The 14401-nt window shown below is 67.5% G+C and carries 14 protein-coding genes; 11 read left to right on the top strand and 3 right to left on the bottom strand.

The window, feature by feature from the left end; all coding sequences use genetic code 11:
- Nucleotides 1-4 precede the first annotated feature (4 nt).
- From ACZY08_RS28350 to ACZY08_RS28385, 8 genes are all read left to right on the top strand, one after another.
- On the top strand, nt 5-1882 hold the full coding sequence (locus ACZY08_RS28350; protein WP_463747939.1) for a fatty acyl-AMP ligase: 1878 nt from the start codon (nt 5-7) through the stop codon (nt 1880-1882).
- A 26-nt stretch (nt 1883-1908) separates the two neighbouring features.
- Nucleotides 1909-2376 (top strand): cyanase, encoded by a 468-nt coding sequence (cynS, locus tag ACZY08_RS28355; RefSeq protein ID WP_463747940.1) that lies wholly within the window; start codon nt 1909-1911, stop codon nt 2374-2376.
- A 9-nt stretch (nt 2377-2385) separates the two neighbouring features.
- Nucleotides 2386-3042 carry a maleylpyruvate isomerase N-terminal domain-containing protein gene (locus ACZY08_RS28360; RefSeq protein ID WP_463747941.1) on the top strand — a complete coding sequence of 219 codons (657 nt, stop codon included), beginning with the start codon at nt 2386-2388 and terminating at the stop codon, nt 3040-3042.
- Between the two features lie 68 nt (nt 3043-3110).
- A complete protein-coding gene (locus ACZY08_RS28365) occupies nt 3111-4124 on the top strand; it encodes an alcohol dehydrogenase catalytic domain-containing protein (RefSeq protein WP_463747942.1) in 1014 nt (337 codons plus the stop codon).
- 224 nt (nt 4125-4348) lie between these two features.
- Nucleotides 4349-5242 carry an extracellular catalytic domain type 1 short-chain-length polyhydroxyalkanoate depolymerase gene (locus tag ACZY08_RS28370; RefSeq protein ID WP_463748067.1) on the top strand — a complete coding sequence of 298 codons (894 nt, stop codon included), beginning with the start codon at nt 4349-4351 and terminating at the stop codon, nt 5240-5242.
- A 118-nt stretch (nt 5243-5360) separates the two neighbouring features.
- Entirely contained in the window at nt 5361-6389 is a 1029-nt protein-coding gene (locus ACZY08_RS28375) for a DUF2278 family protein (protein WP_463747943.1), read from the top strand.
- A gap of 187 nt (nt 6390-6576) precedes the next feature.
- Entirely contained in the window at nt 6577-7245 is a 669-nt protein-coding gene (locus tag ACZY08_RS28380; RefSeq protein ID WP_463747944.1) for a class I SAM-dependent methyltransferase family protein, read from the top strand.
- Between the two features lie 68 nt (nt 7246-7313).
- Nucleotides 7314-8876, top strand: a complete 1563-nt coding sequence (locus ACZY08_RS28385) for a threonine/serine exporter family protein (RefSeq protein ID WP_463747945.1) — start codon at nt 7314-7316, stop codon at nt 8874-8876.
- Between the two features lie 9 nt (nt 8877-8885).
- Here ACZY08_RS28385 and ACZY08_RS28390 read toward each other — a convergent pair whose 3' ends face one another.
- Nucleotides 8886-9734, bottom strand: a complete 849-nt coding sequence (locus ACZY08_RS28390; protein ID WP_463747946.1) for an SMP-30/gluconolactonase/LRE family protein — start codon at nt 9732-9734, stop codon at nt 8886-8888.
- Between the two features lie 24 nt (nt 9735-9758).
- Nucleotides 9759-9995: a hypothetical protein gene (locus ACZY08_RS28395; RefSeq protein WP_166904819.1), complete on the bottom strand. Its 237-nt coding sequence runs from the start codon at nt 9993-9995 to the stop codon at nt 9759-9761.
- A gap of 232 nt (nt 9996-10227) precedes the next feature.
- Here ACZY08_RS28395 and ACZY08_RS28400 point away from each other — a divergent pair, with 232 nt between their 5' ends.
- Genes ACZY08_RS28400 through ACZY08_RS28410 form a run of 3 tightly spaced genes read left to right on the top strand, consistent with a single transcriptional unit; the run spans nt 10228 to nt 13174 of the window.
- Nucleotides 10228-10635 carry a YciI family protein gene (locus ACZY08_RS28400; RefSeq protein WP_463747947.1) on the top strand — a complete coding sequence of 136 codons (408 nt, stop codon included), beginning with the start codon at nt 10228-10230 and terminating at the stop codon, nt 10633-10635.
- Nucleotides 10636-11805 (top strand): RNA polymerase sigma factor, encoded by a 1170-nt coding sequence (locus ACZY08_RS28405; protein ID WP_463747948.1) that lies wholly within the window; start codon nt 10636-10638, stop codon nt 11803-11805.
- 25 nt (nt 11806-11830) lie between these two features.
- Complete coding sequence (locus ACZY08_RS28410) at nt 11831-13174, top strand: NAD(P)/FAD-dependent oxidoreductase (protein WP_463748068.1); 1344 nt, start codon at nt 11831-11833, stop codon at nt 13172-13174.
- A gap of 6 nt (nt 13175-13180) precedes the next feature.
- Here ACZY08_RS28410 and ACZY08_RS28415 read toward each other — a convergent pair whose 3' ends face one another.
- On the bottom strand, nt 13181-14395 hold the full coding sequence (locus tag ACZY08_RS28415; protein WP_463747949.1) for an NAD(P)/FAD-dependent oxidoreductase: 1215 nt from the start codon (nt 14393-14395) through the stop codon (nt 13181-13183).
- Between the last annotated feature and the right edge of the window lie 6 nt (nt 14396-14401).

Genomic DNA, 14401 nt, shown 5'->3' on the forward strand with positions numbered 1-14401 from the left:
GGTCATGGACAGCGGTACCCAGGTTCAATACGAGGCCCCTGCAGGCCTGCTCCGCATCGAGGACTGTCTGGACGACGATGGCGGCATCGTGCTGCCCCCGGGCACCACGCTGATCTCGCTCATCGACCGCAACATCGCCCACGTCGGCGACCTGGTCGCCTACCGCTATCTGGATTACAGCCACGGCGAGGAAGAGATCTTCGAGCTGACCTGGACCCAGCTGGGCGTCCGGCTACGGGCCGTCGCTGCGCTGCTGCAGCAGGTCGCCGCCCGGGGTGACCGTGTTGCCGTCCTCGCACCGCAGGGCCTTGACTATGTTGTCGGCTTCTTCGCGGCGATCAAGGCAGGGAACACCGCGGTGCCGCTGTTCGCGCCGGAATTGCAGGGTCACGCCGAACGCCTCGAAACCGCGCTGCTCGATTGCCGTCCGACGACGGTGCTCACCACCGCAGCCGCCGCCGACGCGGTACGGGCGTTCCTGGCGAAGCTACCTGACACCGTGCGGCCCCAGGTGGTGATCATCGACGAAGTGTCCGACTCGGTGGGGGACGGCTTCACCCCGATCGAGGTTGGTCCCGACGACGTCTCCCACCTGCAGTACACCTCGGGCTCGACACGTCCGCCGGTCGGAGTGGAGATCACCCACCGCGCGGTCGGCACCAACCTGCTGCAGATGATCCTGTCCATCGATCTGCTGAACCGAAACACGCACGGCCTCAGCTGGTTACCGCTGTATCACGACATGGGACTGTCGATGATCGGATTTCCCGCGGTATACGGCGGGCATTCGACGCTGATGTCTCCGACCGCGTTCATCCGGCGACCCGAGCGGTGGATCCGGGCGTTGTCGGAGGCGTCGAAGCTCGGCCGCGTCATCACCGCCGCACCGAATTTCGCCTATGAATGGACCGCACAGCGCGGTGTGCCCGCAGCGGGGGAGGACATCGATCTGAGCAACGTGGTGCTCATCATCGGTTCGGAACCGGTGATCCCCGAGGTGATGACGGCATTCAATGAGGTGTTCGCCCCGTACGGGCTGCCGCCGACAGCATTCAAGCCGTCCTACGGTATCGCCGAGGCCACCCTGTTGATCTCGACGATCGCCCCGGCCGAACAGCCGTCGGTGGTCTACTTCGACCGCGAGCAACTCGCCGCCGGGCGAGCAGTCCGCGTCAGTGCCGATTCGCGGGCTCGCGCCGAGAGTGCCGTCGCACATGTGTCGTGTGGCCACCCGGCCCGCAGCCTGTGGGCGGTGATCGTCGATCCGGCGACTGCCGAGGGGCCGGCAGCCGAGCTGCCCGACGGTCAGATCGGGGAGATCTGGTTGCACGGCAACAACATCGGCCGGGGCTACTGGGGCCGTCCGGAGGAGACGCGCAGGGTCTTCGGTGTATCGCTGCATTCGCGCCTTGTCTCGGACAGTCACGCCGAGGGGCTTCGGCAGGACGTCACCTGGCTGCGCACCGGCGATCTCGGGGTGTACTTCGAGGGGCAGTTCTACGTGACCGGGCGGATGGCCGACCTGGTGCAGATCGACGGTCGCAGCCACTACCCGCAGGACATCGAGGCCACCGTGGCAGAGGCCTCGCCGCTGGTCCGGCGTGGCTATGTCACGGCGTTCACCGCACCCCCCGACGCCGACGACGACGACGCCGACGGTGCCGGATTGGTGGTGATCGCCGAACGTGCGGCCGGGACCAGCCGAGCCGACCCCACCGAGGCATGCGATGCCATTCGCGCGGCGGTGGCCGATCGGCACGGATTGACCGTGGCCGATCTGCGGTTCCTTCCGGCCGGGGCGATCCCGCGGACCACCAGCGGCAAGCTGGCCCGGGTGGCATGTCGCAGTGAGTATCTGGAGGGCACATTGGGCGTGCGGTGACCACCCGTCGCAGGCATGCTGCTGGTATGAGCAGAGACGAGATCACCGCCGCGATCGTGGAAGCCCGCCTGACCAAGGGCCTGACCTGGCAGCAGTTGGCCGATGCCATCGACAAACCATTGGTGTGGACGGTGTCTGCGCTGCTGGGACAGCATCCGGTTCCGGCCGAGTCCGGCAAGATCATCGCGGACCTGCTGGGTTTGGACGATTCGGTCATCCCGGTGCTGGCCGCGGTGCCGATGCGTGGCGGTTTGCCGACGGCCGTGCCCACCGACCCCACCATCTACCGGTTCTACGAGGCACTTCAGGTATACGGAGGGGCACTCAAGGAAATCATCCACGAGCAGTTCGGTGACGGCATCATGAGTGCCATCAACTTCAGCGTCGACATCCAGCGCAAATCGCACCCCGCCGGGGACCGCGTGGTGGTGACGTTCGACGGCAAGTTTCTGCCCTACGACTGGACGGCGGCCGAGAAAGTGGTTCGCTGCTAGTTTGCAGGCGTGAGCCAGTTCTCGGATTCGTGGGCGCCATTACGTGCGGCGGTGGCCGGGCTCGGGCCGGAGGAGTTCGAGCTGGCCTCCGGCTGTGCCGGGTGGTTGATTCGAGACCTGGTGTGCCACCTCATCATTGACGCCCAGGATGTGTTGATCACACTGGCCACCCCGGCCGATGCTCACGCGACCTGCAACGCGCTGACCTACTGGGACGTGTCCGGTACGCCTCCCACCGGTGCGGATCCCTTGGATGCGCTGACCGTGCGGCTGGCCGCCGCATACGAGGATCCGGAACTGCTCAAGTTCCATCTGGACGATCTGGGTTCGGCTGCGGGCCGGGCGGCGGATCTCGCCGACCCGGATCTGCCGGTGGGCACGAAGGAAAAAGTTCTCACCGTCGGCGACTACCTCGACGCCTACGTTCTCGAATCGACGTTGCACCACCTTGATCTGGTCGCGCATCTGCCGGCGGCAGCCGGACCGCCGGCAGCCGGGCTGGCCCGATCACGCGTGATGTTCTGCGATATCGCGGGCCTCCCATTCCCGGCAGAATTCTCGGACACCGACGTACTGCTGGTGGGCACGGCCCGGCGGGTCCCCACCGATTCGGAGAAGACCGCTCTCGGTGCAGCGGTTGCACGGTTGCCGTTCATCCTGGGCTGACGCTGGCCAAGTGGGCTGTCAACGGTCGATGATGGCCTGGTACACCGACGGCGACAGTAAGGACTCCCATGGCTACTCATCGAGCTGTTCACGTCCAGTCTTCTGGCGGCACCCTGGAACTTGTTGACGCCCAAACACTCTCACCGGATCGGGGACAGGTCCGGGTGGCTGTGGCGGCATGCGGCGTCTGTGGCACCGATCAGGCCATCGTCAACGGCGGGTTCCCGGGCATGGCCTGGCCGGTGACTCCCGGCCACGAGATCGCGGGCACCATCGCCGAAGTCGGCGCGGGTGTCACCGATTTCGCGGCGGGTGACCGCGTCGCGATCGGCTGGTTCGGCGGCCACTGCGGGGTGTGCATCCAGTGCCGTAAGGGCCTGTTCATTCACTGTGAGAAGGGGCAGATTCCGAGCCTGCATTACCCGGGCGGCTATGCAGAATCGGTGACGGTCCCGGCCAATGCGCTCGCCCGGATCCCCGACGAACTCTCCTTCGCCGAGGCCGCCCCGATGGGGTGTGCGGGGGTGACCACGTACAACGCGCTTCGTCACACCCGCGCACTCCCTGGTGACCTGGTTGCGGTACTCGGTGTCGGCGGCTTGGGCCACCTCGGTCTGCAGTTCGCCCACGCGATGGGCTTCGAGACGGTGGCGATCGCCCGTGGCCCGGGCAAGGAGGCGGATGCGCGATCGCTGGGGGCCGGGCACTACATCGACTCGACCGCCGGGGATGTCAGCGGCGCCCTGCGTGACCTGGGCGGAGCGGCGGTGGTGCTGGCCACGGTGGGCAACTCACAGGCGATGGCCGACACCGTGGGCGGGCTCGCGCCGCGTGGGGAGCTGGTCGCGATCGGGGTGTCGGCCGATCCGTTGCCCATCAGCCCGGTGCAACTGATCCAACCCGCGCTGAGTATCTCCGGGCACCCGTCTGGTACCGCACGTGACGTCGAGGAGACGATGCACTTTGCGGTCCTGTCGGGGGTTCGGGCCCGGATCGAGGAGCGCCCGCTCGACGAGGCAGCGAGCGCCTACGCGGCGATGGCGCAGGGGCAGGCGCGCTACCGGATGGTCCTGACCGTCTGATCGATGGTCGAATCCGGTTATCTCGCCCCGCTGGTCACAGCGAACGGGTAGCGTCGTGACTTCGTTTGCTGGACGACGAATCGGTGGGGGCCGGGATGGCGTGGAAGCGGATGGCGACGGTTGCCGACAGGATTTTCTCCGGTAGGTCACCTGGCGTTGCCCCAGAGTTCGCTCGTGATATCTACTCTGCCCCGGTGCTTTTCACGCCGGGACGGCTCAGAACAGTGGTATCGGCTGCGCTCATCGCGCTGACATGGTGCGCGGCCGGGGTGACGCCCGCAGCGGCTGCGCCCTTGCCGTCGGCACAGATCGATTTCGGCGGAGTGATGCGCACCTACCGGCTGCACCTGCCGCCCGGCGGCCCACCTTCGGGGCTGGTCGTCAATCTGCATGCCGCCGGCGCGACGGGGGGCGATCAGGCCGCGCTCACCCATTACGACGCGGTGGGCGACGCCCACGGGTTCGCTGTGGTCTACCCGGACGGTATCGATTACAGCTGGGCGGACGGCCGTGGTGCGTCGGTGCCGGACCGCCAAGGGGTCGACGACGTCGGTTTCATCTCGGCCCTGGTCGAGCGTCTCGTGGCGGAAAACGGCATCCCCGGGGGCCGCGTATATGCCACCGGTTTGTCGGCGGGCGGCTTCATGGCCAACCGGCTGGCGTGTGACCGCGCCGACCTGTTCGCCGCGATTGCCCCGGTCGCCGGCACGCTCGGAACGAATGTGGGCTGCAGTCCGTCGAGGCCTGTTTCGGTGCTCGCGACGTATGGGACGGCTGACCCGGTGGTGCCGTTCAACGGCGGGCCGATGACGGGGCGTGGGGGAGGGAGCACCGTGGTTTCGGGGCCGGCGATGGTGGACCGGTGGCGCCAGATCAACGGCTGCCCGGCTCCGTCTGACGAGGTGCTGCCCAGCACTGGTGACGGCACGGAAACCCACCGCATCGCCTCCGACGGGTGTGCCGCCGGAACTTCGGTGGTGTTCATGCGGGTCGACGGGGGCGGGCACACCTGGCCGGGTGTGCCCGAGATCCTTCCCGCGCAATCCGTCGGAGCCGCCAGCCGGGCTTTCGATGCCTCGGACGCCTCCGGGCAGTTCTTCGCCTCACACGGCAGATAGAACGCGCCGCCGAATCGCGTAGTCGGCTACGCGTGTCGATGCTGCGCCGGGCCGATACGTTCTGCGAATGCGGGCACGTGAAAGTCCTTGTGTCCGCATCGAAACGGAGGAGTCGATCATGGCGATCAGTTACGGCGTCCTGCGTGCACGACCGGACCGGTTCGTGCGCGAGGACGGGCAATCCAGTCCGCACCTGCAGATCCGGGCGGTTGACGACTCCGGGCAACCGTGGCGGGTCGCGGTCAACGTCGAGTCCAGCGACGGCAGCGAGGTCGTCTTCTGGGTGGTGGATCCGCTGGTCGGGCACCCCATCGTCGACGGGCTGGCCGCCGTGGCGTCGGGATTCTCTTTCACCCAAGGCAGCTCGGCGGCATCGTTGGACTACGTCAAGGCGCCGATGTTCGATTTCACGCTCGGGCGGGCGCTTCCGCCCAGCGGCAACGCGAACGCCGATGACCTGCAGGACCTCTTGAGCCTGTACCTGACCCAATGCCAGGCTGCGGGCGGTGAGCTCTACGCCTTCGGTGCGAAGTTCGACCGCAACCTGCAGAAGCCGATCGATACCGAGTTCGGCAATGCCGACGGTCTGCACGGAGTGCACGACATCCACATGAACCAGGGCAACGTCGGCGCCCACAGTGCCGACAACGGCGCGTTCCACGACGGCGGGCTTCTGCTGGCCTTCCCCGACCGGACCGTGGGCATCCTGCTCGCGTTCCAGACCCAGCGGGTACCGACCGATGCGGAGGGAAATGCGGCCCCCGCTGCCCAACCGCTGTCCCGGTTGATCGGGCCTGCACCCGTCGGGCAGATGAGTCCGGGATCGGCGTATCTGGAGCGGGCGCTGATCAACCCCGCCGGCCCGGATCCCGGACAGGAGGCCGTGGTGATCGGCAACTACGCGACCACGACGGTCTCGTTGCACGGTTGGCGGCTGGTCGACCGCAACGGCCGGGAGAGCAAGCTGGATGCGGACCTGCCCGGCGGCGCGTCGGCCGTCATCGGGCTCGACGGATCAGGTGCCCAGCTCGGTAATTCGGGTGGAAACCTGCTGCTGGTCGATGATCACGGCACTCAGATGGACAGTGTCACCTATTCCCAGAGCGAGGCAGGCATCGTGGACCGCTATGTGCGATTCCAGCGGTAGTCGCCAGTATTCATCACGCCGCGATTAACTCCGCCCGAGCTCCGATCGGCCCGCTGGGGACTATCGAAAAGTGGCTTTTCCCAGCTGAATTCACGATGCCGTCGCGCCGGTACATGGTCAAGTGCAGCAGCGCCCGGCCGTCCTGCAATGGCGCGGGCGAGGGTGCTCCGGCCATAGGGTTCCTCCCGTGGTGGATTGGCACAGCTGGCACGAAGACTACGACCGGCCCGATTCGGCGTTGGCGCACCGACTTCGCGCGGTGCAGACATTGATCAGACAGGCGTTGGATGAGGCTCCGGCCGGCCCACTGCGGGTCGTCAGCCTGTGCGCCGGGCAGGGCCGCGACCTGCTCGAGGTACTGGCCGGCCATCCGCGACGCGATGACGTCCGGGCGCGCCTGGTCGAGTTGGATCCCCGCAACGCCGCAGTCGCCGCCGATGCGGTGAACAAGAGTGGACTGACGGGGGTAGAGGTGGTGACCGCCGATGCCGCGCGTATCGACCACTACCAGGATTTGGTGCCCGCCGACATCGTGGTGGCCTGCGGCATCTTCGGCAACATCACCGATGAGGACATCGAGCGGACCATCGGCTTCCTCCCGCAGCTGACCAAGTCCGGCGGCACGGTGCTGTGGACTCGGGGGCGCACTGTTCCGGACCGGGTTCCCTTGATCCTCAACTGGTTTGACGAGCGCGATTTCGACCTGATCTGGGTGTCGCAACCGGATGTGAGCTACGGCGTGGGAGCCCATCGCTTCACCGGGCAACCCGAACCACTGGCAGCCGGCGCCCAGATCTTCACCTTTGTCGGCTCTGATGTGATCCGGGCCGCGGACCGCGCCCGCCACGCCGGCTGACGACTCCCGCCGGAGGCGCCGCCTGTCTTCCACCAGCACAAGCGCGTTCATCAGTACGCTTTCCAACGATGGCTGAGGAAGGTCTGAACGGCAGGGATCGCTTGCGCGGTGGGCTGCGCATGGCTCTGCGGGGACGCCGCGACCCGGCACCGGTGGCCGGCCGGCGCAGTCGCGCGTCGGCCGGGATGGGCGACGTGCACACCCGCAAGGTCCTCGATCTGACCATCCGGCTCGCGGAGGTCATGCTGTCGTCGGGCTCGGGTACTGCCGATGTCGTGGCCACTACCCAGGACGTCGCGCAGGCCTACCGGCTCACGGACTGCGTTGTCGACATCACCGTCGCGACGATCATCGTGTCGGCGCTGCCCACCGCGGACAGCCCGCCGGTGACGATCATGCGGGCGGTGCGGACCAGGTCCACGGACTACACGAGGCTCGCCGAACTCGATCGGCTGGTGCGGCGCATCACCTCCGGCGGTATCACCGTCGACGAGGCGCACGAGGCCATGGATGAGCTGACCGAGAGCCCGCATCCGTTCCCGCGGTGGCTTGCGACCGCCGGCTGGGCCGGGTTCGCGCTCGGTATCGCGATGCTGCTGGGTGGCAACTGGCTGACCTGTCTGCTGGCCACCGTGACGGCCGCATTGATCGACCGGGTCGGCCGGTTGTTGAATCGAATCGGCACCCCGTTCTTTTTCCAGCACGCGGTCGGAGCCGCGATCGCGACATTGATCGCGCTGGCTGCCTACCGGTACGCCGGTCAGGGTCTCAGTGCGCTGGTCGCCACCGGGATCGTGTTGTTGCTGTCCGGCATGACTTTGGTCGGTGCCGTGCAGGACGCGTTGACCGGCTACATGGTCACCGCGATGGCGCGGCTCGGTGACGCGGTGTTTCTCACCGCGGGAATCGTCGTGGGCATCACCGGTGCACTGCAGGCCGCCACACTCCTGGGGATCGAGATCGAACTGCACGTCAACACGGCGGGCACCTTCATAACGCCGAGAGGACCGGTGGCGATCGTCCTGGCGGTGCTGGGCGCCGCGCTGGCCGGGATCTGCCTGACCATGGCCAGCTATGCACCACTGCGGTCATTACCCACCGCCGGGTTGGCGGCCGCGCTGGCCGAGCTGACGTTGATCGGGCTCGGGACCGCCGGGTTCGGCCAGTGGGCGGCCACCGGGATCGCGGCGGTCGGCGTCGGTCTTCTGGCCACCCTCATTTCCATTCGCCGGCAGGCTCCCGCGCTGGTGACGGCGACCGCGGGCATCATGCCGATGCTGCCCGGGCTCTCGGTGTTCTGGGCGGTATTCGCATTTGCCGTCGACGAGAAGTTCGGTGAGGGGCTTGCGCACCTGCTCAGTGCGGCAGCGACGGCGTTGGCACTCGGCAGCGGCGTGGTGATGGGTGAGCTGCTCGGCTCGCCGCTGCGGTACCGCGCCGGCCGCATCGGTGAGTTCTTCCGTAAAGAAGGACCTCCCGGGTTGCGCCGGGCAGTGGGTCAGGAAGTTGTCCGGCTGCAACCGGCCGACAACACCTCGGCCATCACCGCACCACGCGCGGAAAGCGTTCCCTTGGAAGCAGTCCCGGCCGAGGAGCCCGACGACGACGAGAGTGCAGAGACCGACAGCTGAATTACGAGATCAGGGCGATCCGGCGGCGGGAATGTCGACACGCGCCTGCAGGATTCGTCCCGTCGACGAGCCGGCCAGAAGACCTTCGTGGGTTGTGTCGTCGACCACGAGGTACAGCGTTCGGCCGTCGGGCCCGCCCAGTGCCGGTGCCACCGCCCATCCACGGTCGATCTCGATGCGGTGGGTGATCTCGCCCCCGGCGACCACGCGCAGAAACTCCCCGGTGTCATAGCAGCCGACCCAGACTCCTCCCGCTGTGTCGACGCACAACCCGTCGGGATGCCGGTCCGGGCCAAGATCCGCGAAGATGGTGGGTTCACTCAGGCTGCCGTCGGGGCCGGCGGTGAACGCCACCAGCCGTGAGCCGTGTGTTTCGCTGACCACCAGGGTCGACTCGTCGGGCAGGAGTCCGAGGCCGTTGGGCATCGACAGTCCAGTGGCGACGACTCGCACGGTGCCGTCGGGGGCAACCAGTCCGATCCCTCCGCTCAGGCCGCCGCCGTCAGAGATGTAGAGGTCGACGTAGGCCCGGCCGTCCGGCGTGACCAGCAGATCGTTGGTGGACCATGCGATGTCGCTGACGTCGTAGCTGGCTGTCACGTTCCCGCGGGCATCTGCGTGGTGCAGCTCCGCTGAGAAGAGGGTCGACACCACGAGTGTCCCGTCGGGTAGCCACCCGAGCCCGGAGGCACGCGCGAGCTCGACCTCGACGGTGAGGTCAGAGTCTGCGCCGGCCGAGTACACCCGGCCGGCCAGACCGTCGGTGAACCACAGCCGGTCACCGTGCCAACGTGGCCCCTCGCCGTAGACGATCCCGTCGATGAACGGGACGGCGGCGATGGCCGCGGCCGATGTCATCGGGCCTGCAGGTCCGGTGTTCGATCAGGTGAACGGGAGGAAGTCGCCGTTGACCCAGACCCCCCAGTGGCCGCCGGCAGGCAGGTTCCACCAGACCATCGGGTGGCCCTGCCACGTCTCAGCCGGCTTCTTCGGCGCGTTCGGCGGCGGCGGCAGGCTCGGGTCGGGTTCCGCGCTCGCGATGGCGGTGCCCAGGCCGAGGGCGGCGCCGATCAGGCCGGTGGCGGCGATGGTCGCCAGGGTTGCCTTGCTTCCGAACATGAATGTCCACCTCGGTGCTTGACTCTGAACTTGGATACCCGAAGCTTAGCCAAACGAAGTGATCGAGTCTGCACTTGAGGTCGGCGACGGGCTGATACGTCATCCTGGACCCTTGTGACGCGGCCTGACAATGAGATCAGAAATATTTCGGGCCTCGGTGTCGAGAATGCCGCGGCGGCTCCGTCCCCGTTGTGAACGACCAACCACGGTCGCGAATCCGAAGGAGAATCCCATGGCGAAGTACTTGTTTCTCAAGCACTACCGAGGTGCCCCCGCGTCGGTCAACGACATTCCGATGGATCAGTGGACGCCGGAGGAGATCCAAGCTCACATCCAGTACATGAACGATTTCGCCGATCGGCTCAAGGACAGCGGCGAGTACGTCGACAGTCAGGCCCTTGCCCCGGAGGGCGCGTGGGTGCAGTACGGCGGTGAGGGGAAGCCGCCCGTGACCGACGGCCCCTTCGCGGAAACCAAGGACCTGATCGCCGGCTGGATGCTCGTCGATGTCGACTCCTACGAACGCGCCGTCGCGTTGGCCGGAGAACTGTCGGCCGCGCCGGGTGCGGGCGGGCGGCCCATCCACGAGTGGCTGGAGGTGCGTCCGTTCCTGACCGCTCCGCCGACTGTCACCGAGTAGATGGACGCCGGTGCGGTGGACGAGGCCGGGCTCCGGGATCTGATTCCCGGTGTCCTGGCGGTCCTCGTCCACCGCGGGGCCGACTTCGCGACTGCCGAGGACGCGGTGCAGGAAGCCCTGGTCCGAGCCTGGGAAACCTGGCCGAGCCGGCGACCCGACGATCCCAAGGGCTGGCTGATCACGACGGCGTGGCGGCGTTTCCTCGACCTGACCCGATCCGAGGTCGCGCGGCGCAACCGCGAGGTCCGGGTTTCTGCGGAGCCGGCGGCTGGGCCGGCCCCCGCGGTGGACGAAACCTTGCAGCTCTACTTCCTGTGCGCGCATCCGAGTCTGACCCCGTCGGCGGCTGTCGCCCTGACACTGCGTGCCGTCGGGGGTCTGACCACGCGCCAGATCGCGCAGGCCTATCTCGTACCTGAAGCGACCATGGCGCAACGGATCAGCCGTGCCAAGCGCACCGTGAGCGCGGTCCGGCTGGATCGTCCCGGCGACCTGCACACTGTGCTGCGCGTGCTGTACCTGGTCTTCAACGAGGGTTACAGCGGCGATGTCGACCTGGCAGCCGAGGCGATCAGGCTGGCCCGCCGGCTGGCCCGGACCACCGACGATCCGGAAGTCGGTGGCCTGCTCGCGCTGTTCCTTCTGCACCATGCCCGGCGCTCGGCGCGTACCCGTGCAGACGGGACCCTGGTTCCCCTGGCGGAGCAGGACCGCGCGCTGTGGCGGCGCGATCTCATCGCCGAAGGGGTGTACGTGCTGCAGGCGGCACTGGCGCGCGACCGACTCGGGGAGTACCAGGCCCAGGCGGCGGTGGCGGCGCTGCACGCCGACGCCCAGTCTGCCGAGGAGACGGACTGGGTGCAGATCGTCGAGTGGTACGACGAGCTCGTCGCACTCACCGACAGCCCGGTGGTACGGCTCAACCGCGCCGTTGCCGTCGGGGAAGCCGACGGGCCGCGAGCAGGCCTGGCCGCCCTCGCCGAGCTCGACCCGGCGCTGCCGCGCCACACCGCCGCGGCGGCCTACCTGCATGAGCAGGCCGGGGACATCGCATCGGCGGCGCAGCTGTATGTGCAGGCCGCCGCCGAGGCTCAATCACTGGCCGAGCGCAATCACCTCACCCTGCGCGCATCTGAGCTGCACCGTCGCATTTCCGAGGCGGGCGGTTAACCTCCTAGGTGTGGGCAACAGTCGGATGAGGGTGTTGATCATCGGTGGGGGATTCGGCGGGCTGTTCTGTGCCCGCCGGCTGGGCGGGGTCGATGTCGACGTGACGCTGCTGGATAGGGCGGCGGGACATCTGTTTCAGCCGCTGCTCTATCAATGCGCCACCGGGACTTTGGGCTTCGGCCAGATCAGCCGGCCGCTACGCGAGGAGTTCGCGCGACACCGCAACGTCACCACGCTGCTCGGTGAAGCGATAGACCTCGATCCCGAGTTGCGCCGGGTCACGGCCCGCCGGCCCGATGAGACGACATTCACCCTCGACTACGACGTACTTGTGGTGGCCGCGGGGATGCAACAGTCGTACTTCGGCAAAGAACATTTCGCGGAGTGGGCGCCGGGGATGAAGACGCTCGACGACGCGCTCAACATCCGGCAGCGGGTTTTCACCGCCTTCGAGATCGCCGAGACACTGCCACCCGGTCCGGAGCGCGATGGTTGGCTCACGTTCGCGGTCGCCGGGGGCGGGCCCACCGGTGTCGAGTTGGCCGGGCAGATCCGCGAGATGGCCACGCGCACCTTGGCTCACGAGTTCCACAGCATCGAGCCCGAGGAAGCCAGGGTGCTGCTGTTCGACGGTGGGGAGCGGGTGCTGAAGTCCTTCTGCGCCGAACTGGGGGAGAAGGCGACGAAGTCGCTGCAGAAACTCGGTGTCGAGCTGCACATGGGTGTACACGTGACGGACGTCAATCGGGACGGGGTGACCGTCAGCCCGAAGGCCGGTGGGCCCGACGAGCAGTACGCGGCACGAACCGTGTTGTGGACGGCCGGCGTTGAGGCCGTGCCGTTCGCCCGGCACCTCGCGCAGGTGCTGGGAGTGGAGGCGGATCGCAGCGGGAGAATCGCTGTGGGACCTGATCTTTCGGTCGACGGCCGTCCCGAGATCTTCGTGATCGGAGATCTTGCCGGCCGGGAGAACCTGCCGGGTGTTGCCGAGAACGCGATGCAGGGTGGGCTCCACGTCGCCTCGTGCGTTCGCCGGGAACTCGACGGGAAACCCCGGCGGCCGTTCCGGTACCGAGACCTCGGTTCAGCGGCGTACATCGCCCGCCGACAGGCACTTCTGCAGGTCGGTCCGGTGAAGGTCGCCGGGTTCTTCGGCTGGCTGGCTTGGGGTTTCATCCACATCGCGTTCCTCACCGGCGTACGAAACCGCGTCAGCACGGTGACCACGTGGCTGACCACCATCGCCCGCGAGAATCGCTCGCACCGTGCGTTCATGCTCGGTGCCAGCGGTCTACCCGATCAGCACTACACGTGGACCGTATGGGACGCGGTGACGCCGCCGCCTGAGGCGGAGCGAGGGGAAGGCTAACGGCAGTCACCCTCGGGGTGGGCGCTCCTGAAGATCGGGTGCGGCGGCTGCGAGCAGGGTCCGCCGATCGCCGGTCAACGGCGGGTAAATCCGTTCGGTGTTGATGGTCTTCTTGGTCGCCTTGGCCACCGTGCCCGTTGCCACGACATCGCGATCCCAGCCTTCGGTGTAGACCGCACCGGCCGGGCCCAGATCGAGAACGGTGACATACCAGGGGATTCGGAGCGTGCGCATGGGCCGGCTGAGGAGGTCGCCGATCACGTTGTAGCCGGCGTAACGGCCCATCGGCCGACCGTGTTGACACGACATCACCGACAGGTGGCTGTCATCGACCCGCGCGGCGGCCACGTCGCCGGCCGCGAACACCGCGGGTACGCCTTCGACGCGGAGGTAGTCGTCGACGGGCAGTCGGCCGAACCGGTCCAGCATCACCGGCAGTTGGGCCGTCAGCGGGTTGGCCCGCATTCCCGCGCACCACACCACGGTTGCCGTCGGCAACGCCTCGCCGGATGACAAGGTCACGGCGCCGGTGTCGACGGAGGTCACGGCGACACCGGTCATCGTCTGAACTCCGTTGTCGGACAAAGCGGTTTCGATCACCGGGCGGGATGCGTCGCCCATATCCGAGCCGATCTGTGGGTTGTGGTCCACGAGCACGACCTTCGGTGCGACGCTGCCATCGAAGAGCGCGGAGAGCCGCGACGGCAGTTCGCATGCGGTCTCGATACCGGTGAGCCCCGCTCCGACGACAACGACCGTGCCGGCGCCTGATACCTGGGGATCGGCAGCCAACGTATCCAGGTGACCGGCAAGGCGCCTGGCCCCGTCGAATGTATCGACGTCGAAACCGAATTCGGCAAGCCCGGGGACAGCCGGTCGCGCAACTCGACTGCCGGCGGCCAGGACCAGCCGGTCATAGCCGATGACGCGCGTTCGGCCATCTTGTTGCGTGGTGACGTTGCGGGCTTCGACGTCGATTGCCGTGACCTCGGCAGCAACGTGGTCCACACCGACGGGATCCAGCAGCCCCCGCAACGGGATGCGGCAGTGGGTGAGATCTGTCTCGTAATTGCGGACGCGAATGTCGTGGAAGGGATGCTCACTGATCACAGTGATCTGCACGCCGTGGGCCGCCGCTCCGAGTTCGTCGATGCGTCTGGCGGCCCCGAGTGCTGCCCACAGCCCGGCGAAACCCGATCCGACGACCAGAACCCGAGACACGGATTC

It is taken from the genome of Mycobacterium sp. IDUB_9 (assembly GCF_055419505.1).

Excerpts from the sequence above, each read along its gene's own strand:
- cynS (WP_463747940.1), top strand. The coding sequence starts at position 1,909 with ATGAGCAGAGACGAGATCACCGCCGCGATCGTGGAAGCCCGCCTGACC.
- ACZY08_RS28375 (WP_463747943.1), top strand. The coding sequence starts at position 5,361 with ATGGCGATCAGTTACGGCGTCCTGCGTGCACGACCGGACCGGTTCGTG.
- ACZY08_RS28410 (WP_463748068.1), top strand. The coding sequence starts at position 11,831 with ATGAGGGTGTTGATCATCGGTGGGGGATTCGGCGGGCTGTTCTGTGCC.
- ACZY08_RS28365 (WP_463747942.1), top strand. The coding sequence starts at position 3,111 with ATGGCTACTCATCGAGCTGTTCACGTCCAGTCTTCTGGCGGCACCCTG.
- ACZY08_RS28350 (WP_463747939.1), top strand. The coding sequence starts at position 5 with ATGGACAGCGGTACCCAGGTTCAATACGAGGCCCCTGCAGGCCTGCTC.
- ACZY08_RS28385 (WP_463747945.1), top strand. The coding sequence starts at position 7,314 with ATGGCTGAGGAAGGTCTGAACGGCAGGGATCGCTTGCGCGGTGGGCTG.
- ACZY08_RS28405 (WP_463747948.1), top strand. The coding sequence starts at position 10,636 with ATGGACGCCGGTGCGGTGGACGAGGCCGGGCTCCGGGATCTGATTCCC.
- ACZY08_RS28390 (WP_463747946.1), bottom strand. The coding sequence starts at position 9,734 with ATGACATCGGCCGCGGCCATCGCCGCCGTCCCGTTCATCGACGGGATC.
- ACZY08_RS28395 (WP_166904819.1), bottom strand. The coding sequence starts at position 9,995 with ATGTTCGGAAGCAAGGCAACCCTGGCGACCATCGCCGCCACCGGCCTG.
- ACZY08_RS28400 (WP_463747947.1), top strand. The coding sequence starts at position 10,228 with ATGGCGAAGTACTTGTTTCTCAAGCACTACCGAGGTGCCCCCGCGTCG.